11 protein-coding genes and 1 pseudogene are annotated in these 19,486 nt (G+C 72.2%); 3 read left to right on the plus strand and 9 right to left on the minus strand.

The genetic code is table 11. The annotated features are described in order from the left end of the window. The first annotated feature begins 4 nt into the window (after positions 1–4). Entirely contained in the window at positions 5–2,929 is a 2,925-nt protein-coding gene (locus N5I75_RS01180) for a helix-turn-helix transcriptional regulator (RefSeq protein WP_476673319.1), read from the plus strand. Positions 2,930–2,996: 67 nt separating this feature from the next. On the opposite strand, the gene serA is transcribed toward N5I75_RS01180, so the two are convergent. The 6 genes and pseudogenes from serA to N5I75_RS01210 all read right to left on the minus strand — a co-directional run bounded on the left by serA (position 2,997) and on the right by N5I75_RS01210 (position 12,871). Continuing rightward, entirely contained in the window at positions 2,997–4,592 is a 1,596-nt protein-coding gene (gene serA, locus N5I75_RS01185; RefSeq protein WP_476673321.1) for a phosphoglycerate dehydrogenase, read from the minus strand. 250 nt (positions 4,593–4,842) lie between these two features. Then, positions 4,843–5,841: a ketol-acid reductoisomerase gene (gene ilvC / locus N5I75_RS01190; protein ID WP_476673323.1), complete on the minus strand. Its 999-nt coding sequence runs from the start codon at positions 5,839–5,841 to the stop codon at positions 4,843–4,845. Between the two features lie 111 nt (positions 5,842–5,952). Continuing rightward, on the minus strand, positions 5,953–6,480 hold the full coding sequence (gene ilvN / locus N5I75_RS01195; RefSeq protein WP_476673325.1) for an acetolactate synthase small subunit: 528 nt from the start codon (positions 6,478–6,480) through the stop codon (positions 5,953–5,955). A 27-nt stretch (positions 6,481–6,507) separates the two neighbouring features. After that, positions 6,508–8,628 (minus strand): acetolactate synthase large subunit, encoded by a 2,121-nt coding sequence (locus N5I75_RS01200; protein WP_476673327.1) that lies wholly within the window; start codon positions 8,626–8,628, stop codon positions 6,508–6,510. Continuing rightward, positions 8,600–11,463 (minus strand): annotated as a pseudogene (locus N5I75_RS01205) (putative bifunctional diguanylate cyclase/phosphodiesterase). The gene N5I75_RS01200 and the pseudogene N5I75_RS01205 overlap by 29 nt, the downstream one beginning before the upstream one ends. A 469-nt stretch (positions 11,464–11,932) precedes the next feature. Further along, positions 11,933–12,871 (minus strand): 2-hydroxyacid dehydrogenase, encoded by a 939-nt coding sequence (locus N5I75_RS01210; RefSeq protein WP_476673329.1) that lies wholly within the window; start codon positions 12,869–12,871, stop codon positions 11,933–11,935. Between the two features lie 75 nt (positions 12,872–12,946). Here N5I75_RS01210 and N5I75_RS01215 point away from each other — a divergent pair, with 75 nt between their 5' ends. Together N5I75_RS01215 and N5I75_RS01220 are read left to right on the plus strand one after the other, a co-directional pair. After that, the gene (locus tag N5I75_RS01215; RefSeq protein WP_476673331.1) at positions 12,947–13,966 is read left to right on the plus strand and encodes an aldo/keto reductase; all 1,020 of its coding nucleotides are present in this window, start codon (positions 12,947–12,949) and stop codon (positions 13,964–13,966) included. A gap of 186 nt (positions 13,967–14,152) precedes the next feature. Further along, positions 14,153–15,313, plus strand: a complete 1,161-nt coding sequence (locus N5I75_RS01220; protein ID WP_476673333.1) for a PQQ-dependent sugar dehydrogenase — start codon at positions 14,153–14,155, stop codon at positions 15,311–15,313. Here the strand turns inward: N5I75_RS01220 and N5I75_RS01225 are convergent. The 3 genes from N5I75_RS01225 to N5I75_RS01235 form a co-directional block, all read right to left on the minus strand. Beyond that, positions 15,306–15,644 carry a DUF6191 domain-containing protein gene (locus N5I75_RS01225; RefSeq protein WP_476673335.1) on the minus strand — a complete coding sequence of 113 codons (339 nt, stop codon included), beginning with the start codon at positions 15,642–15,644 and terminating at the stop codon, positions 15,306–15,308. The genes N5I75_RS01220 and N5I75_RS01225 overlap by 8 nt on opposite strands. 5 nt (positions 15,645–15,649) lie before the next feature. Further along, the gene (locus N5I75_RS01230) at positions 15,650–18,829 is read right to left on the minus strand and encodes a helix-turn-helix transcriptional regulator (RefSeq protein WP_476673337.1); all 3,180 of its coding nucleotides are present in this window, start codon (positions 18,827–18,829) and stop codon (positions 15,650–15,652) included. 320 nt (positions 18,830–19,149) lie between these two features. Continuing rightward, a complete protein-coding gene (locus N5I75_RS01235; protein WP_476673339.1) occupies positions 19,150–19,341 on the minus strand; it encodes a hypothetical protein in 192 nt (63 codons plus the stop codon). Positions 19,342–19,486 lie beyond the last annotated feature (145 nt).

Genomic DNA, 19,486 nt, shown 5'->3' on the forward strand with positions numbered 1-19,486 from the left:
CCCCGTGGCACAGACATTCGGCACGCCGTTCATCGGCCGGGCGGGCGAACTCGCCCGGCTCACCGGCGTATCCGAGCGGGCCGCCGCCGGGGAACCCCGCGCCGTCCTCCTCGCCGGGGACGCCGGTGTCGGCAAGACCCGCACGCTGACGGAGGCCGCGCGGCACGCCGCCGGGGCCGGGATGACCGTACTGACCGGGCACTGCGTGGACCTCGGCGACGTGGGCCTGCCCTACCTGCCGTTCACGGAGATCCTCGGCGCGGCGGCCACCGACGAACGGCTCGCCCCGGCCTTCGCGGGGTACCCGGCGGTCGACCAGCTGCTCGGAGCCGCCTCGGGCAACGGCGCCGCGACCGACCCGGGCAGCCGCTTCCAGCTCTTCGAGGGCGTCGCGGGCCTCCTCGCCGAACTGACCGCGCTGACCCCGCTCCTCCTCGTCATCGAGGACCTCCACTGGGCCGACCAGTCCTCCCGCGACCTGCTCCGCTTCCTGCTCAGCCGGGGCATCCTGCAACGCCCCACCCCCGCCGGGCCGCCGCACCGCCGCCACCCGCTGCGCCCGCTGCTCGCCGAACTCGTCCGGCTGCCCGCCGTCGAACGTCTCGACCTGCGCCCGATGGCCGACGCCGACATGGCACTCCTCGTCCGCGCACAGAGCACCGGGCCCGTCCCCGACAGCACGGTCCGCCGCATCGTCGACCGCGCCGAGGGCAACGCCTTCTGCGCCGAGGAGCTGCTCGCCGCGCTCCCCGGGACCGGCTCCCCCGACGGTCCCGACGGGCTCGGCGGCCTCGCGGACGTCCTGCTCATCCGCATCGAGCAGCTCACCGAGACCGCCCAGCAGGTGCTCCGCACGGCGGCCGTCGCGGGCCGCAAGGTAGGCCACGAGCTGCTGCGCGGCGCCGTCCAGCTCCCCGAGGAGGAACTGGAGTCGGCGCTGCGCGAGGCCGTCGGACGGCAACTGCTCGTGCCCGGCGACGACGCCACGTACTCCTTCCGCCACGCCCTCACCCGCGAGGCCGTCTACGCCGACCTGCTGCCCGGCGAACGCGTCCGCCTGCACGGCGTCTTCGCCCGCCTCCTCGCCGCCGAGGGCCACGCACCGGCGAGCGCGGCCGAACGCGCCCACCACTCCCGCGAGAGCCACGACCTGCCCGACGCGCTGACCGCCTCGCTCGAAGCCGCCGACCACGCCCAGCGCGTCCGCGCCCCCGCCGAGGAGCTGCGCCACCTGGAGACCGCGCTCGAACTGTGGTCCGTGGTCGACGCCGCCGCCCGCCCCGAGGGCGGCGACCCGGTCACCCTCACCCTGCGCGCCTCGGCCGCCGCCGCCCGCGCGGGCGAACCCCACCGCGCCGTCCAGCTCACCCGCTCCGCGCTCGCCCGCGCCGGATCGGACGCCGACTCCGAACTCGCCGCCCGCGTCCGCTACACCCTCGCGGGCAACCTGATGCGGATCGACAACCTGGAGGCCGCGTTCACCTACAGCAGCGAGGCGCTCGCCCTCATCCCCGCCGAACCGCCCTCCCCGACCTGGGTGTGGGCCGCCGCGACGCACGTCATGGCCGCCCGGTACGTGGGGCGCGACGAGGACGCCGAGCGCGTCGCCCGCCAGGCACTGGCCGTCGCCGAACGGCTCGGACTCGCCGACGCCCAGGCCGACCTCGACATCTCCCTCATCGGCCTCGAAGCCCACAACCGGCGTACGGCGCAGGGCCGCGAGCGCCTCGTGCACGCCCGCGAGCTGGCCGTCCGCGCCGGGAACCTCGCCGTCGAGATGCGCGCCCTCTACAACCTCGGGCTCGGCTGCTACGAGTCCGGCGACCTGGACGCCAGCCTGACCTGGCTCGCCGACGGCCTCGACCGCGCCCGCCGCGCCGGTCTCGTCTCCTCCCCGTACGCCCTGGAACTGCGCTACCTGCAGTCCGTGCTCCTCTACACGCTCGGCCGCTGGGACGAGTGCGTGCGCGCCGCCCACGCCGACGCCGAACTGCTCCCGACCGCAGGCGCGTTCACCACCGCGCCCGCCCTCTACGTCACCCTCGCGCGCGGCGACTTCGCGGCCGCCGCCGCCGGGGCCCACGCCCTGCTCGGCCCCGGCGCCGACTGGATGGCGGCGCTCGTCGCCGGCGTCGTCCTCATCGACGAGGCGGCCCTGCGCGGCGACGCCGAGGACTGCGTACGCCGGATGGACGCCGCGGCCGAGCGGCTCGTGGAGGGCGCGGGCTCGGAGCGCCCCGACGCCTTCGTGCGGCTCGCCGCGCTGACCTTGGCGGCGGTCGCCGACGCGGCCGAGGAGGCCCGCCTCTCCGGCGACCCGGACACCGCCGCACGCTGGGCGCGGACCGCCACCGGCCTCGCGGACCTGGCCCGGGCCACAGCGGCCCGGGGCGAGGACGGCACCGAGCAGGGGCCCGAGGGCCTGGCCTGGCTTGCCCGCGCGGAGGCCGAGGAGGTCCGCGCCGCCAGCGGCCCGTCCGTCGACGCCTGGGAGCGGGCGGTCGCCGCGTTCGGCTACGGCGAACCGTACGAACTGGCCCGCTGCCGACGGAGGCTCGCCGAGGCGCTGCTCACCGCTGAGCGCCGCGAGGAGGCCGCCGAGCAGACGCGCGCGGCCCGTGCGGTCGCCGAACAACTGGGCGCGGTGCCGCTGCGCGAGGCCCTGGACGCGCTGGCCCGGCGCGGCCGTTTCGCCGAGGCGCCGGGCGCGCAGGAGCGGATCGCCGCCCTGACCGCCCGCGAGAGCGACGTGCTGCGACTGCTCGGCCGGGGCCGCACCAATCGCCAGATCGGCGAGGAGCTGTTCATCAGCGGCAAGACGGCGAGCGTCCACGTCTCGAACATCCTCGCCAAGCTGGGCGCGACGAGCCGTACGGAGGCGGTGGGCATCGCCTACCGGGAGGGCCTGATCGAGCGCGCCCCGTCCTGAGAACTTTCCATGACGCGCGAGGGCCGGGCCACCCGCAGGTGACCCGGCCCTCTGAAACTGCTGTGCGTCAGACCAGGTTGACCGAGCGCGCCGACGTCGCGCCGATCTCCGCCGCCACCTCGCTCAGCACGTTCTGCGGCACCGAGTCGTCGACGGTCAGCACGGCCAGCGCCTCGCCGCCCACGTCCGCGCGCGCGACCTGCATGCCGCCGATGTTGATGCCCGCCTCGCCGAGGACGCGGCCGACCGTGCCGACGACACCGGGACGGTCCTCGTAGCGCAGGACGACCATGTGGTCGGCGAGCGCCAGGTCCACGTCGTACTCGCCGACGGCGACGATCTTCTGCAGGTGCTTCGGACCGGCCAGCGTGCCGGAGACCGAGACCTCCTGGCCGTCGCCGAGGGTGCCGCGCACCGTCACGACGTTGCGGTGGTCGGGCGACTCGGAGCTGGTGGTGAGGCGGACCTCGACACCGCGCTCCTGCGCGAACAGCGGGGCGTTGACGTAGGAGACCGTCTCGTCGACGACGTCCTCGAACACGCCCTTCAGCGCGGAGAGTTCGAGCACCTTCACGTCGTGCTGGGTGATCTCGCCGTACACCTCGACGTCGAGGCGGACCGCGACCTCGCCCGCGAGCGCGGTGAAGATCCGGCCGAGGCGCTCGGCGAGCGGCAGGCCCGGCTTGACGTCCTCGGCGATGACCCCGCCCTGCACGTTCACCGCGTCCGGGACCAGCTCACCGGCGAGGGCCAGCCGCACGGACTTGGCGACGGCGATACCGGCCTTCTCCTGCGCCTCGTCGGTCGAGGCGCCGAGGTGCGGGGTGCAGACGACCTGGTCGAACTGGAACAGCGGGGAGTCCGTGCAGGGCTCCTTCGCGTACACGTCCAGACCGGCACCGGCGACGCGGCCCTCCTTGAGCGCCGAGTACAGCGCCTCCTCGTCGACGATCCCGCCGCGCGCGGCGTTGACGATGCGCACCGACGGCTTGACCTTGTGCAGCGCCTCGTCGCCGATCAGGCCGAGCGTCTCGGGCGTCTTCGGCAGGTGGACGGTGATGAAGTCGGAGACCTCGAGCAGCTCGTCGAGCGAGAGGACCTTGACGCCCATCTGCGCCGCGCGCGCGGGCTGCACGTAGGGGTCGTAGGCGACGACCTTCATGCCGAACGCGGACATGCGCTGCGCGACGAGGGCGCCGATGCGGCCGAGGCCGACGACGCCGAGGGTCTTCTCGGCCAGCTCCACACCCGTGTACTTGCTGCGCTTCCACTCGCCGCCCTTGAGGGCCTGGCTGCCCTGCGGGATGTTGCGGGCGGTGGCGATGAGGAGGCCGCAGGCCAGCTCGGCGGCGGTCACGATGTTCGACGTCGGGGCGTTGACCACCATCACGCCGGCCTTGGTGGCGGCGGAGACGTCCACATTGTCCAGGCCGACGCCGGCTCGTGCGACGACCTTCAGCTTCTTCGCGGCGGCGATCGCCTCGGCATCGACCTTGGTGGCCGAGCGGATCAGGATCGCGTCGACGTCGGCGATGGCGGGCAGCAGCTCCGCGCGGTCCGCCCCGTTGCAGTGGCGGATCTCGAAGTCCGGGCCCAGCGCGTCGACGGTGGCGGGCGACAGCTCTTCAGCGATGAGTACGACGGGTTTGGCAGCAGTGCTCACGTGAGTCCTCACAAGTCCCAATGCGGACGGCCGTCCCGACGGCCGCAAGCGGTGGAGGGGTGGGTGCATGGCCGCGTGGAAGACGCACGACGCTGTGGGCCCGACGCGAATTAGTTCAGCAGTGTAGTGGCGCGCGGGGAAGCGGCTTGCGCCTCCCTGGAAGGATCACTCGTCCGTGGCTGGACGCCGTGGACAACGCGGCGATGGCGAACGGGGCCGCGGCATCCGCCGCGGCCCCGTCGCTCGAGGCTTACGCCTCCTCGTCCACCCAGCTCATGAGCTTGCGCAGCTCCTTGCCGGTGGTCTCGAGCAGGTGCTCGGAGTCCTGCTTCTTGTACTCGTTGTACTTCTTCAGACCGCCGTGGTACTCGTCCATCCAGTTACGGGCGAAGGTGCCGTCCTGGATCTCGGCGAGGACCTGCTTCATCTCGGTCTTGGTGGCCTCCGTGATGATGCGCGGGCCGGTGACGTAGTCGCCCCACTCGGCGGTCTCGGAGATCGACCAGCGCATCTTCTCCAGGCCGCCCTCGTACATGAGGTCCACGATGAGCTTCAGCTCGTGCAGGCACTCGAAGTAGGCGATCTCCGGCTGGTAGCCGGCCTCGGTCAGCGTCTCGAAGCCCGCCTTGACCAGCGCGGCGGTGCCGCCGCAGAGCACGGCCTGCTCGCCGAACAGGTCGGTCTCGGTCTCCTCGGTGAAGGTCGTCTTGATGACGCCGGCGCGGGTGCCGCCGATGCCCTTCGCGTAGGACAGCGCCAGCTCGAAGGCCTTGCCGGTGGCGTCCTGCTCGACGGCCGCGATACACGGGACGCCGCGGCCCTCCTCGTACTGGCGGCGCACCAGGTGGCCCGGGCCCTTGGGGGCGACCATGCAGACGTCGACGCCGGCCGGCGGCTTGATGAAGTCGTAGCGGATGTTCAGGCCGTGCCCGAAGAACAGCGCGTCGCCGTCCTTCAGGTTGTCCTTGATGGACTCCTCGTAGACCTGGGCCTGGATCGGGTCCGGCACCAGGATCATGATGACGTCGGCCTCGGCGGCGGCCTCCGACGGGGTCACCACGCGCAGGCCCTGCTCCTCGGCCTTGGCCCTGGACTTGGAGCCCTCGTGCAGACCGACGCGGACGTCGACACCCGAGTCACGGAGCGACAGCGCGTGGGCGTGGCCCTGGCTGCCGTAGCCGATCACCGCGACCTTGCGGTTCTGGATGATGGACAGATCGGCGTCGTCGTCGTAGAACAGCTCGGCCACTGGGGTTCTCCTTGGTGTGCGGTGTTGCGTCCCACCGTACGGCGGGGGGCGGAAGGAAAGTTTTCAGGTCTCGCTATGCGAGAGAACGCTGTGTGTGGGGCGCGCGACTGCTCATGCGCTGCGTTCGAGCGCCCGCAGGCTCCGGTCGGTGATGGAGCGTGAGCCGCGGCCGATCGCGATGGTCCCGGACTGGACGAGCTCCTTGATGCCGAACGGTTCCAGCATCTTGAGCATCGCCTCCAGCTTGTCGCTGGATCCGGTGGCCTCGATGGTGACGGCCTCGGGCGAGACGTCCACGGTCTTGGCGCGGAACAGCTGGACGATCTCGACGATCTGCGAGCGCGTCTCGTTGTCGGCGCGGACCTTGACGAGGACGAGCTCGCGCTGGACGGCGGAGCCCGGCTCCAGTTCGACGATCTTCAGGACGTTGACCAGCTTGTTGAGCTGCTTGGTGACCTGTTCGAGCGGGAGTCCCGCGACGTTCACGACGATGGTGATGCGGGAGATGTCGGGGTGCTCGGTGATGCCGACGGCGAGCGAGTCGATGTTGAAGCCGCGGCGCGAGAACAGGGCGGTGATCCGGGCGAGCACGCCCGGCTTGTTCTCGACCAGGACGGAGAGCGTGTGCTTGGTGGACATGGCGGTCGTTCCTCTTCCCTACAGCTCTCAGTCGTCTTCGTTGTCGCCGAAGTCGGGGCGGACGCCGCGCGCGGCCATGACCTCGTCGTTGGAGGTGCCGGCGGCGACCATCGGCCACACCATGGCGTCCTCGTGGACGATGAAGTCGATCACGACCGGGCGGTCGTTGACCGCGTTCGCCTCCTCGATGCACTTGTCGAGGTCCTCGGGGCGCTCACAGCGGATCGCGTAGCAGCCCATCGCCTCGGACAGCTTCACGAAGTCGGGGACGCGGGTGCCCTTGTTCGGCGGGGTCTCCCCGTCCGGGCCCGCGTGCAGCACGGTGTTCGAGTAGCGCTGGTTGTAGAAGAGGGTCTGCCACTGGCGGACCATCCCGAGGGCGCCGTTGTTGATGATGGCGACCTTGATCGGGATGTTGTTCAGGGCGCAGGTGGTGAGCTCCTGATTTGTCATCTGGAAGCAGCCGTCGCCGTCGATCGCCCAGACGGGCTTGTCGGGCGTGCCGGCCTTGGCGCCCATCGCGGCGGGGACCGCGTAGCCCATGGTCCCGGCGCCACCGGAGTTCAGCCAGGTGGCGGGCTTCTCGTACTGGATGAAGTGCGCGGCCCACATCTGGTGCTGGCCGACGCCCGCGGCGAAGATCGTGTCGTCGGGCGCGAGTTGCCCGATGCGCTGGATGACCTGCTGCGGGGAGAGCGAGCCGTCCTCGGGGAGGTCGTAGCCGAGCGGGTAGGTGTCGCGCCAGCGGCTGAGATCCTTCCACCAGGCGCTGTAGTCGCCGGTGTTGCCGTCGGCGTGCTCCTTCTGGACTGCCTGCACCAGGTCGGCGATGACCTCGCGGGCGTCACCGACGATCGGCACGTCGGCGGCGCGGTTCTTGCCGATCTCCGCGGGGTCGATGTCGGCGTGGACGATCTTCGCGAACGGGGCGAAGCTGTCCAGCTTGCCGGTGACGCGGTCGTCGAACCGGGCGCCGAGGGCGACGATCAGGTCGGCCTTCTGCAGCGCGGTGACGGCGGTGACCGCACCGTGCATGCCCGGCATCCCCACGTGCAGCGGGTGGCTGTCGGGGAACGCGCCGAGCGCCATCAGGGTGGTGGTGACGGGCGCTCCGGTCAGCTCGGCGAGGACCTTGAGCTCGGCGGTGGCATGCGCCTTGAGGACGCCGCCGCCCACGTACAGGACGGGCCGCTTCGCGTTCGTGATCAGCTTCGCGGCCTCGCGGATCTGCTTGGCGTGCGGCTTGGTCACGGGGCGGTAGCCGGGCAGGTCGGTCTGCGGCGGCCAGGAGAACGTCGTCTGCTTCTGCAGGACGTCCTTCGGGATGTCCACGAGGACCGGACCCGGGCGGCCGGTGGAGGCGATGTGGAACGCCTCGGCGATCACCTTGGGGATGTCCTCGCCCTTGGTGACCAGGAAGCTGTGCTTGGTGATCGGCATGGTGATGCCGACGATGTCCGCCTCCTGGAAGGCGTCCGTGCCGATGGCCTCCGAGACGACCTGGCCGGTGATCGCGACCAGCGGCACCGAGTCCATGTTCGCGTCGGCGATCGGCGTCACCAGATTGGTGGCGCCGGGGCCGCTCGTCGCCATGCAGACGCCGACCTTGCCGGTGGCCTGGGCGTAACCGGTGGCCGCGTGGCCCGCTCCCTGCTCGTGACGGACGAGCACGTGGCGCACCCGGCTCGAGTCCATCATCGGGTCGTACGCCGGAAGGATCGTGCCACCCGGAATGCCGAATACGGTGTCGGCCCCGACCTCCTCAAGCGAGCGAATGAGGGACTGCGCTCCCGTGATGTGCTCGACGGGGGCGGACTGTCCTCCGGAACGGGGCCGCGGCTGCGGATGGTGGGCCCCGGTGGCCTGCTCGGTCATCGGCATTCTCTTCTCGATGCTGAGGGTTTTTGCGAGGGTTGTGCAGGAGTGTTGCGGGTTGCGTCCTGTGCCGGTGCAACAAAAAACCCCTCGTGCCGTGAGGCAAGCGAGGGGAGCGCGCCGGGAGCGGTTGCTGGGGATTCCGGTGTGGACCGGTCGGGTCCCAGCTTCAGCCGACGCGCTTTCCAAGTACGAGAATTCGGGTGCGCATGGCTCTGACCCTCCCCCCGGCACGCATGGCGTGTCAAGTGGGTGGGACGGGCGTCTCACCATGTGAGCGTGGACCGAGCGCCCCCGCGAGCACCGGTTCGGGCGAACCGAGCGGCACCGGGTACTCCCCGAGCCGAGCGCGCGCCGCAGCCGGTACTCGTCGAGCGGCCCGGAGAACGCCATCCCCTGGCCGTGCGTGCACCCCATCTTCCGCAGCGCGAGCACCTGCTCGGGCAGGTCCACTCCGTCCGCCACCGAGGCGAGACCGAGATCGCCCGCGATCCGCAGCAACCCGCTCGTGATCTTGTGCAGGCGTGCGGACTCGACGACGCTCTCGACGAGCGACCTGTCCAGTTTCAGTACGTCCACGGGGAGGCGGCGCAGCGCGGTGATCGCCGCATAGCCGCTGCCGAAACCGTCCAGGGCGATCCGGACGCCGAGCCTGCGCAGCGCCGTGAGACGCCGCTCCAGCTCGTCGAGCGGCACCCTCGGGTCGCTGTCGGCCAGTTCGATGACGAGCGACCCCGACGGCAGCCCGTGCCGGGTCAGCAGCGCCTCGATGGAGCCGAGCGGCATGGCCCGGTCCAGGAGTCTGCGCGCGCTCATCCGCACGACGACCGGCGTCACATGCCCGCTCTGCCGCCGGTCGGCCGCCTGCTCGACGGCCTTCTCCAGCGTCCAGCGGCCCAGCTCGGCGGTGCGCTCACCGTCGTCGGCCACCCGCAGGAACTCGGCGGGCGTGAACAGGATGCCCTGCGACGAGCGCCAGCGCGCCTGCGCGGCGACCGCCGTGATCCGGCCGTCGTCGAGCGAGACGACCGGCTGGTGCAGGAGCGCGAACTCGCCGTCGTGCAGCGCCGTGCGCAGCCGCGTGGCCAGCTCCGCCTTCCGTACGACATCGGCCTGCATCTGCGGCGCGTACAGCTCGACCCTGCCCTTGCCCGCGGCCTTGGCGCGGTACATCGCCAGGTCCGCGTTGCGCAGCAGCTCACCCGCCGTGATGCCGGGCTCCGCGAAGGAGACCCCGATGGAGGCGGCGACGCGCACGTCCTTGTGCCCGTCGATGGTGTACGGCTGCGAAAGGGCGATTCTGAGCCGGTCGGCCAGCTCGTATATCTGCTGCTCCCTGGCGGTGTGGTCGCGACCTCCGTCGCCGACGATGAGCGCCGCGAACTCGTCACCGCCGAGACGAGCCGCGGTGTCTCCGGAACGTACGGAGTCGGCCAGCCTTCTTGCCGCCTGCACGAGCAGTTCGTCGCCCGCCTGGTGGCCGATCGTGTCGTTGACCTGCTTGAAGCCGTCGAGGTCGATGAAGAGCACGGCGGTGCCCCGGTCGGTGGCCCGCCGCCCGGTCAGGGCCTGGCTCACCCGCTTGGTGAACAGCGCCCGGTTGGGCAGGTCGGTCAGCGGGTCGTGTTCCGCGTTGTGCTGCAACTGCGCCTGGAGGCGGACCCGCTCGGTGACGTCTCTGCTGTTGAGGATCAGTCCGCCGTGGTGGCGGTTGATCGTGGACTCCACGTTCAGCCAGGCTCCGGTGCCGGAGCGGAAGCGGCACTCGATCCGGGTGGTGGGCTCCTCCTGCTGGCCGGCCGCGAGGAACCTGCGCACCTCGTGCATGACGCGCCTGAGGTCCTCCGGATGGATGATCGAGGCGAGTTCGGAGCCGACGAGCTCCTCCGCCTCGCGTCCGTAGACGCCCGCGGAGGCCGGGCTGACGTAGCGCAGGATGCCGTTCGGAGCGGCGATCATGATGACGTCGCTGGAGCCCTGCACCAGCGAGCGGAAGTGGTTCTCCGTCTGCGCCAGCTCCTGGGTGAGCGTGATGTTGTCCAGGAGCATGATTCCCTGGCGCACGACGAGCGCGAGCACCACGGTGCAGGCGGTGAAGAGCACGACCCGGTCGACGCTGTGCCCGTTCAGCACGTTGTAGAGAATGCCGAGCGTGCAGACGGCCGCGGCCAGGTACGGGGTCAGCGCGGCCAGCGATCCGGAGATCGGCCGGGTGTGGCTGACCTGGTAGCGCGGGCCGGGGGCCGGAGGCCGCTCCTCGCGCGGCGGGTCGCTCGTGGGGCCCACCCAGGGCGCGTACGCGAGCAGCAGCGACCCCGCGAACCAGCCCGCGTCGAGAATCTCGCCCGAGCGGTAACTGGCGTGCAGCAGCGGCGAGGTGAACAGCGCGTCGCACATCACGGTGAGGGCGAGTGCGCCGATCGCGGTGTTCACCGCCGTGCGGTTGCCGGGCGAGCGCCGGAAGTGCAGCGCGAGCACCATGCTGACCAGCGCGATGTCGAGGAGCGGATAGGCGAGCGAGAGCGCGGTGCGCGTGACGCTCTGCCCCTCGGACTCGGCGGTGTGCGCGAGGGCGAGACTCCACGAAAGAGTGACGAGGGATCCGGCGATGAGCCAGGCGTCGAGCCCGAGACAGGTCCAGCCGGCCTTCGTCACGGGCCTCTTCGCGAGGACGAGCAGGCCGATGATCGCGGGTGGCGCGAAGCAGAGGAAGAACAGGTCGGCGAGGCTCGGTGTCGGCACGGGCGCCTTCAGGACGACCTCGTACCAGCCCCACACCCCGTTCCCCAGCGAGGCCATCAGCGAGGACAGCGCGAACAGGAGCCAGGCGGGTCGAAAACGACTGCGCCGGGAGCGTGCGTACAGGAAGTTCGACACGGCGGCGACGGCGGCGGCGACGCTGAGTCCGAAGTCGCCCATGAGGAGGGCCATTTCCTCGCTGCCCCAGCCGAGCGCCGAGCCGGTGGCGTAGGCCCCGCACAGCAGGGTGAGGACCACCTGCGGGCCCGCGCCTGTGCCGCTGCCGCGCGGCCCGAAGCGGGCCGGCACCGGGGGCCTGGTGTGCAGGGGGGCTCCGAGAGCGGGGGTCTCCGTCGGCTGGGCGGTCATCGGGCCGCTCCGGTCCGCGCCGCTCCGGTGTCCCGCTCGCCGGGTCCGGCCTGTGGATGCCGCCGGCGGCTGCCACGGGCGCCACCGCGGTGCGTGTGGCTCCTGCGGCCGCTCGTACTTCGGCCGCGCATCAGTGCGTTCGAGGGTCGCCGTCGACGGCTCCGCCGCGTCGGATCGTTCACCCATAGGCCGTGCATCGCCCGTCGCCCCCCTCGCCATCCGTCACTCTTCCCCGGCGCCCGTGTACCCGTAGCGGCGCCACCCCAGTCGGGACGATACACCAGGATCGTCACTCAGGGACATAGTCTCTCTACTCTCCGTGACGACCAGCGGTGATGGAGGCACGCGGTGCAGCCGGTCGGGCGCGGAGCGTGTGCGCCGGACCGCGGGCAGCCGCACGGGCGGTGCCCGGTGGACCCTTGCAATCTTGTGCGGCCGGGGGCGGTCCGTGCGGCTGATGCGTCCTGTGTCAGCCGATGGTGTGCACCACGTTGCCGAGCGGTTCCCCGGCGGCGTAGCGGGTGAGCTGGGCGGCGAGGAGCCGCTTGGCCCGGGGCAGGAAGGCGGAGGTGGGGCCGCCGACGTGCGGGGAGATCAGCACCCCCGGAGCCTGCCACAACGGGTGCTCCCGGGGCAGCGGTTCGGGATCGGTGACGTCGAGGGCGGCGGTCAGACGGCCGCTCTCCACCTCCGTGAGCAGCGCCTTGGTGTCGACGACGGGGCCGCGGCTGACGTTGACGAGCAGCGCCCCGTCCTTCATCCGTTTCAGGAAGTCGGCGTCGACGAGCCCACGGGTGTCCTCGGTGAGCGGCGTGACCACGATGACGACGTCGGCGTCCGGCAGGAGGCCGGGCAGATCGGTGAGCTGGTGCACGGGCCCGCGCTCCGTCGTGCGCGCGGAGCGCGCGACGCGCGCCACCCGCGCGACCTCGAAGGGGACGAGCCGGTCCTCGATGGCCGAACCGATCGCGCCGTAGCCCAGGATGAGCACATTCTTGTCCGCGAGCGCCGGGCGGAAACCCGAGCGCCACTCCCCGCGCTCCTGGGCGCGGACGAAGTCCGGGATACCGCGCAGGGACGCGAGAATCAGGGTCAGCGCCAGCTCGGCGGTGCTGGCGTCGTGCACCCCGCGCGCGTTGCACAACTGGACGCCCGGACGCAGGTACTTGAGCCCGCCCTGGACGTGGTCGACGCCCGCGGAGAGGGTCTGCACCACGCGCAGTGACGTCATGTCCGGCAGGGGGCGCACGGCCGTCTCCGCGCCCTGCATGTAGGGGACGACGTAGTACGCGCAGTCGGCCGGGTCCGCGGGGAAGTCCGGCTCACCGTTCCAGAAGCGGTAGTTCAGGCCCTCGGGGAGGCCCTCGATCTCGTCGGCGCGGATGGGCAGCCACACATCTCCAGTCATGGTCAGGAGGCTATGTCAGCCGCGCCGACGTGCAGAGGTTAGGTTGAAGGCCGAGACAGGGAGGGTCACGGGCAAGTGGAGCGCAAGGCGATCGGGGCGGCGGCGCTCGAGGTGGGGGCGATCGGACTCGGCTGCATGCCGATGAACTGGGCGTACACCGGCTCACGACAGCGCGGCGAGGAGTCCCTGCGGACCGTGCACGCCGCTCTCGACCGGGGCTGCAGCCTCCTCGACACCGCCGACATGTACGGGCCCTTCACCAACGAGCTGCTGCTCGGCCGCGTCCTGAAGGAGCGGCGTGCGGACGCGTTCGTGTCGACGAAGGTGGGGCTGCTCGTCGGGGAGCAGCACATCGTCGCCAACGGCCGCCCGGGGTATGTGAAGCGGGCCTGCGACGCCTCGCTGCGACGGCTACAGACGGACGTCATCGACCTGTACCAACTGCACCGGGCCGATCCGGAGGTGCCGGTCGAGGAGACCTGGGGCGCGATGGCGGAGCTGGTCGGCGCGGGCAAGGTGCGCTCGCTCGGGCTGTGCGCCATGGGTCCGTTCGGGGCGGTGGGCGGGCGGGGCGGGCGTCGTGGCGGTCGGGCCGGCCGCTATGACGGAACGATTCAGCAGCTCGAGCGGATCCAGCAGGTGTTCCCGGTCAGCTCGGTGATGGCCGAGTTGTCGGTGTGGTCGCCCGAGGCGCTGGGGTCACTGCTGCCGTGGTGCGCGGTGCGCGGGGTCGGGCTCCTGGCGGCGATGCCGCTCGGCAACGGCTTCCTGACCGGGACGCTGACCCCGGGCCAGGGCTTCGAGCGGGACGACGCACGGGCCCGGCACCCCCGTTTCACCGCGGAGATGATGGCCGCGAACCAGCCGATCGTGGCGGGCCTGCGGCGCATAGCGGCCCGGCGCGGCGAGGGCGTGACCCCGGCGCAGGTCGCTCTCGCCTGGGTGCTTGCGCAGGGGCCGAACGTGGTTCCGGTGCCGGGGGCGAAGCATGAGCGGTGGGCGGTGGAGAACGCGGCGGCGGTCGGGGTGGGGCTGACGGCGGCGGAGTTGCGGGAGATCGCGGGGTTGCCGGCGGCGCAGGGGTCTTGGGACTGAGGGGGCTCGCGCCTTGGGGTTCGAGGGCTGACGCCGTGCCGCCCTCTCGTATGTCCGCGGGGCTCTGCGAGGCGGGGCGGAATCTGTGGACGGAGATCGGGAACTCGCGAGGGGCGAGCGGTGTATGAACGGTAGAACCGTCGCGTCGAAGGGACCTTGATCGTGCAACGTCAGCAACGTCAAGCTGTGCGGCCCGCACTGGCCGTGGCCGCCTGTGCCGCGTTCCTGTTCACGGCGGGGTGCTCCTCCGGCGACGACGGGCAGCCGGACAAGGCGGCCACATCGTCCGCGCCGAGCACCGGCGGCTCCGGCGCGTCCTCCACCTCGCCGAAGCCCGGTGCCGTCCCGCCGGCCAAGGGTTCGGTGTCGGTGGTGCGCACGGTCACCGAGGACCTGAAGTCGCCCTGGGGCCTGGCCCCGCTCCCCGAGGGGGGCCTGCTGGTCTCGTCGCGGGACGAGGGGACGATCACGCGCGTCGACACGGAGACCGGAAAGAAGACGGAGGTGGGCTCGGTGCCCGGCGTGGCCCCGGCGGGCGAGGGCGGCCTCCTGGGCCTCGCGCTGTCGCCGAAGTACGCCTCGGACCACATGGTCTATGCGTACTTCACGACGGAGTCGGACAACCGCATCGCGCGGATGATCTACGACGAGAAGAAGCCCGCGGGCGAGCAGTTGGGCGCTCCGGACACGGTCTTCAAGGGCATCCCCAAGGGCACGAACCACAATGGCGGCCGAATCGCGTTCGGCCCGGACGGCCTGCTGTACGCGGGGACGGGTGAGACGTACCGGACCGAGCTGGCCCAGGACAAGAAATCCCCGGGCGGCAAGGTGCTGCGCCTGACACCGGACGGCGACCCGGCGCCGGGCAACCCGTTCGGCGATTCGCCCGTGTACTCCTACGGCCACCGCAATGTGCAGGGTCTGGCCTGGGACAAGGACAAGCGGCTGTGGGCCTCGGAGTTCGGCCAGGACACCTGGGACGAGCTGAACAACATCGTGGCGGGTGACAACTACGGCTGGCCCGACGCCGAGGGCGAGGGCGGCGGATCCGGCTACCACGACCCGATCGCGCAGTGGCACGTCGAGGACGCCTCACCCAGTGGCATCGCCTACGCCAAGGGCTCGATCTGGATGGCGGGCCTGAGAGGCGAGCGCCTGTGGCGCGTCCCGCTGGACGGCACCAAGGCGGCGCACGACCCGCAGGCGTTCCTGGAGGGCAAGTACGGGCGGCTGCGCACGGTGGTCGCGGCGGGCGGCGACAAGCTCTGGCTGGTGACGAGCGAAACGGATTCCCGGGGCAACCCCGGAAAGGGAGACGACCGCATCCTGGAACTGAAGGTCAGCTAGCGCGCGGCCGAGGGGCCTGAGCCGCCCCCGACTCCGGCTCCGGCTCCGGCTCCGGCTCCGGCCCCGCTTCTGGCTCCGGCCCCGATTCCGGTTCCGCACGCGCGCAGCGCACCGTCACCTTCCCCGACGACAGGTCTATCGGCCCTCGGCCAGGGTCGCCGTCGTTGAGGTCGACTCGGGTCAGTTCCAGGCGTTTGCGTTCGTCGTTGGTGTGTTTGCCGGCCGGGGGCGAAGAGTTCCTCGAACATGTTGAACACGGCGCCTCCAGACGGTGGGCAGGCGGGGCGTGGCGCGCCGGGCCTCCTGTCCAGCGTACGGCGGAGCCCGGCAAGCGCCTCAGGCCGTGTTGCCGGGCGGCACCAGTACCGGTTGCTCCGGGAACAGGTGCAGGCGGTGGGCGAGGGCGGCGGCCTCGCCGCGTCCGGCGACGCCGAGCTTGGCGAGGATGTTGGAGACGTGGACGCTGGCGGTCTTCGGGGAGATGAAGAGTTCCTCGGCGATCTGGCGGTTGCTGCGGCCGGCGGTGACGAGGCGCAGGACGTCGCGTTCGCGGCTGGTGAGGCCGAAGTCCTCGCGGGAGGCGGCCGGGGCCGCACGGCGGGGCACGGCGGAGGTGAGGCTGAGCCGGGCGCGCTGGGCGAGCAGGGCGACGGACTCGGTGAGGGGCCGGGCGCCGAGGTGGTCGGCGACGGCGCCGACGAGGCGGAGGAGGTCGGCGGCGCGATCGCGGTCGGAGCCAGGGCCCGAGCCGGAGCCGAGTCCGGAGAGGTCACCGGATGTGGGGAGGTCGCCGGAGTGGGAGACGGAGGCTGATGCCGAGGGGGACGGGCCGCTGCCCGGTGTGCTGGAGAGGAGGAGGGACTCGGCGAGGCGGAGGCGGGCGCGGGCCAGGTCGTGGGGGCGACCGAGGGGTTCGAGGGCGGTGACGACGGCGGACCAGTCGTCGGGGGTGTCGCGGCCCTCGGCGCGGGCGAGTTCGACCCGTACCCAGAGTTCGTGGGCGTGCCAGACGGGCACCGGGGTGGCCTGGCGCTTGGCGGCGTCGCGGATGCGGGCGACGGCTTCGGCGCGGCCGGGGTCGGCGGCGGGCAGCCCGCGGGCGTCGGCCTCCGCGGCGGCGGCGGTGCGCAGGAGGGGCCAGATGTAGCGGTGCATGGAGGGCGGCAGGCCCGCGGCGGTGATGCGGGCGAGTTCGGCACGGGCGTCGAGGACGCGGCCCTGGGCGGCGGCGAGAGCGAGGGCGAGATGGGTGAGGGGCAGGGCGTACTGCGGCATCGGGTCGTGGGTGCCGTAGTGCTCGAGGGCGGTTCTGAGATGCCCGGCGGCCTCCTGGAGGGCGCCGCGGTGGAGCGCGATGAAGGCGAGGTGCACGCAGGAGGTGCCGCGGGGTTTGGCGCTGAGGGCGGAGCGGCGGGTCCAGTCGGCGGCCTTGACGGCGTCGTTCCAGCGGCCGAGGGAGATGAGGGACTCGGCCTTGTTGGAGCGGACCCAGCCCTTGGTGTCGGTGAGGCCGTAGCGGCGGCACTGGTCGATGCCCTCGTCGCAGATGCGGACCGCTTCCTCGGAGCGTCCCACGCCTTCGAGGCAGGAGGGCAGGTTGATGTTGACGTTGTTGATGCGGGCGATGAGGCCGAGGTCGCCGGAGCGGGCGCGGACGGCGTACATCTCGGCGAAGCCCTGCTCGATGGCGCCCGCGTCGACGAGGAGGCCGCCGAGGATGAGCCGGGCGTGGAGTTCGGTCCCCTCGTCGCCGACCATGTGGGCGTACTCGACGGCGCGTTCGGCGGCGGCGAGGGTCTCGGCGCCGGGGCTGTGCAGCATGCCCCAGGCGGCGGCGTGGGTCAGGACCTGGGCGTGCACGGCGGACGGGGGCAGGCCGCGGACCAGCTCCTGGGCGGTGGCTATCTCGTCCCAGCCGTCGCCGCGGCCGGTGTGGGAGCTGATGCGGGAGCGCTGGATCCAGAACCAGGCGGCGCGCAGCGGGTCGCCCTCGCCCTGCATGGCGGCCTCGTCGAGGAGGCGGATGGCGCGCTTGCTGATCTTCAGGGCGCGTTCGCGTTCGCCGCACAGCCGGCCCGCGACGGCGGCCTCGGCCATGAGGTCGAGATAGGAGAGCGGAGCCGTGGCGGGGTCGCAGCCGGACACCGGATAGGCCTCGGAGTAGTCGTCGAGGCGGAGTGCGGCTCTGATGGGCTCCGGGGCTCCGTCCCACAGCTCCATCGCCCGTTCGAGGAGGCGGAGTTGTTCGGCGTAGGCGTGGCGGCGGCGCGCTTCGACACTGGCGGCGAGGACGGCGGGCAGCGCCTTGGCGGGGTCGTGGGCGTGGTACCAGTACGTGGCCAGGCGCATGGCGCGGGCGTCGGCGGGGACGAGCGCGGGCTCGGCTTCGAGGGCTTCGGCGTAGCGGCGGTTGAGGCGGGAGCGTTCGCCGGGCAGCAGATCGTCGCTGACGGCCTCGCGGACCAGGGAGTGGCGGAAGCGGTAGCCGTCGCCGTCGGTGGTGGCGAGCAGGATGTTGGCGCCGACGGCGGCGCGCAGGGCCTCGATGAGTTCGTCCTCGCCGAGCCGGGCGACGGCGGCGAGCAGCGGGTACTCGACGGTCGAGCCGCCCTCGGCGCAGATCCGGGCGACGCGCTGGGCGGACTCGGGCAGCGATTCCACGCGGACGAGGAGGACGTCGCGCAGGGAGTCGGTGAGCCCGGTGGCACACCCCTCAGCCGCGGAGACGGCGAGTTCCTCGACGAAGAAGGCGTTGCCGTCGGAGCGGCGGAAGATGTCGTCGACGAGGGCCGGTTCGGGCTCCGCGGCCATGATCCCGGCGATCTGGCGGGCGACCTCGCCGCGGGTGAGGCGGCCGAGCTCGATGCGGGTGACGGTGCGCAGCCGGTCGAGTTCGGCGAGCAGGGGGCGCAGCGGGTGGCGGCGGTGGACGTCGTCGGCGCGGTAGGTGGCGACGACGGCGAGGCGGCCGCTGCGCAGGGTGCGGAAGAGGTACGACAGGAGGTGGCGGGTGGAGGCGTCGGCCCAGTGCAGGTCCTCGAGGACGACCACGACGGTGTGCTCGGCGGCGACGCGTTCGAGAAGGCGGGCCGTGAGTTCGAAGAGGCGGGCGGTGGCGCTCTCGTCGCCGCGGCCGTCCAGGCCCCGGGCCGAGGGGTCGCTCAACTCGGGCAGCAGCCGGGCCAGTTCGTCCTCGCGTCCGGCGGCGGCGGAGCCGAAGGCGTCGGGCAGTCTGCGGCGCAGCGCGCGCAGGGCGGTGGAGAAGGGGGCGAAGGGCAGCCCGTCGGCGCCGATCTCGACGCAGCCGCCGGTGACGACGACGGCGCCGGTCCGGCAGGCACCGGCGGCGAACTCCTCGACGAGCCGGGTCTTGCCGACCCCGGCCTCACCCCCGAGCAGCAGTGCCTGGGGCGCGCCCTCGACGGCACGGGCGAGGGCGGTGTTCAGTACGCCCAGTTCATCGGCGCGCCCGACGAACACCGGGCTGACGGACCTGGTCTCCACACCGCCGAGCATCGCACACGGATACGAGCGAGCGGCGGCCTTTTCACAGCGCTGAGAGCGCTGAGGGGTCACGCCGAGAGGGAGGGCGCCAGGCAGTGCGCCCTCCCCGTTCGACTCCCCCGATCTGCGGCCCGCGTACTCGCGGCCCCGGTTGTCGCGGCCCCAGTTGTCGCGGCCCCAGTTGTCGCGGCCCCCGTACTCGCGGCCCCCGCTCCTGCGCCCCCCGTTGTCGCGGCCCCCGTTGTCACGGCCCCCGTTCGCGCGGCCCCCGCTCCTGCGCCCCCCGTTTCCGCGGCCCCCGCTCCTGCTTTCCCCCGGCCGGGGTGTCGCGTTCATGCGGTGCGCGGGGCACGCTGTCGACGCGACCGGTGGGTGTTCACCCGCCCCTCGGCCTCATGGCCGGCCGATCGGAGCTGCGCGCGGTGGGCCTTGGCGGCGGCGCGGGCCGCACGGGCGAGACGGTAGGACTGGGCGCGCTCGATGAGTTCGGCGGAGTGGACTTGGTGCAGTTCGTACTCGAACATCTCGTCTCCCTGGTGACGATCGTCCGCGGCTCTCGCGGATCCGTTGCGGTTCTCGCGGTGCGTTCTCCGCGATGCCTCAACTGTCGTTTCCCAGGGGGGTGCGCCGCATCGGGAGAGTGCCGCATGTTCGCGGCCCAGGGTGCCT

The sequence above is a fragment of the Streptomyces sp. R818 genome (assembly GCF_056172735.1).

Excerpts from the sequence above, each read along its gene's own strand:
- ilvN (WP_476673325.1), bottom strand. The coding sequence starts at position 6,480 with ATGTCCACCAAGCACACGCTCTCCGTCCTGGTCGAGAACAAGCCGGGC.
- N5I75_RS01200 (WP_476673327.1), bottom strand. The coding sequence starts at position 8,628 with ATGGTGAGACGCCCGTCCCACCCACTTGACACGCCATGCGTGCCGGGG.
- N5I75_RS01210 (WP_476673329.1), bottom strand. The coding sequence starts at position 12,871 with ATGACTGGAGATGTGTGGCTGCCCATCCGCGCCGACGAGATCGAGGGC.
- N5I75_RS01230 (WP_476673337.1), bottom strand. The coding sequence starts at position 18,829 with ATGCTCGGCGGTGTGGAGACCAGGTCCGTCAGCCCGGTGTTCGTCGGG.
- N5I75_RS01235 (WP_476673339.1), bottom strand. The coding sequence starts at position 19,341 with ATGTTCGAGTACGAACTGCACCAAGTCCACTCCGCCGAACTCATCGAG.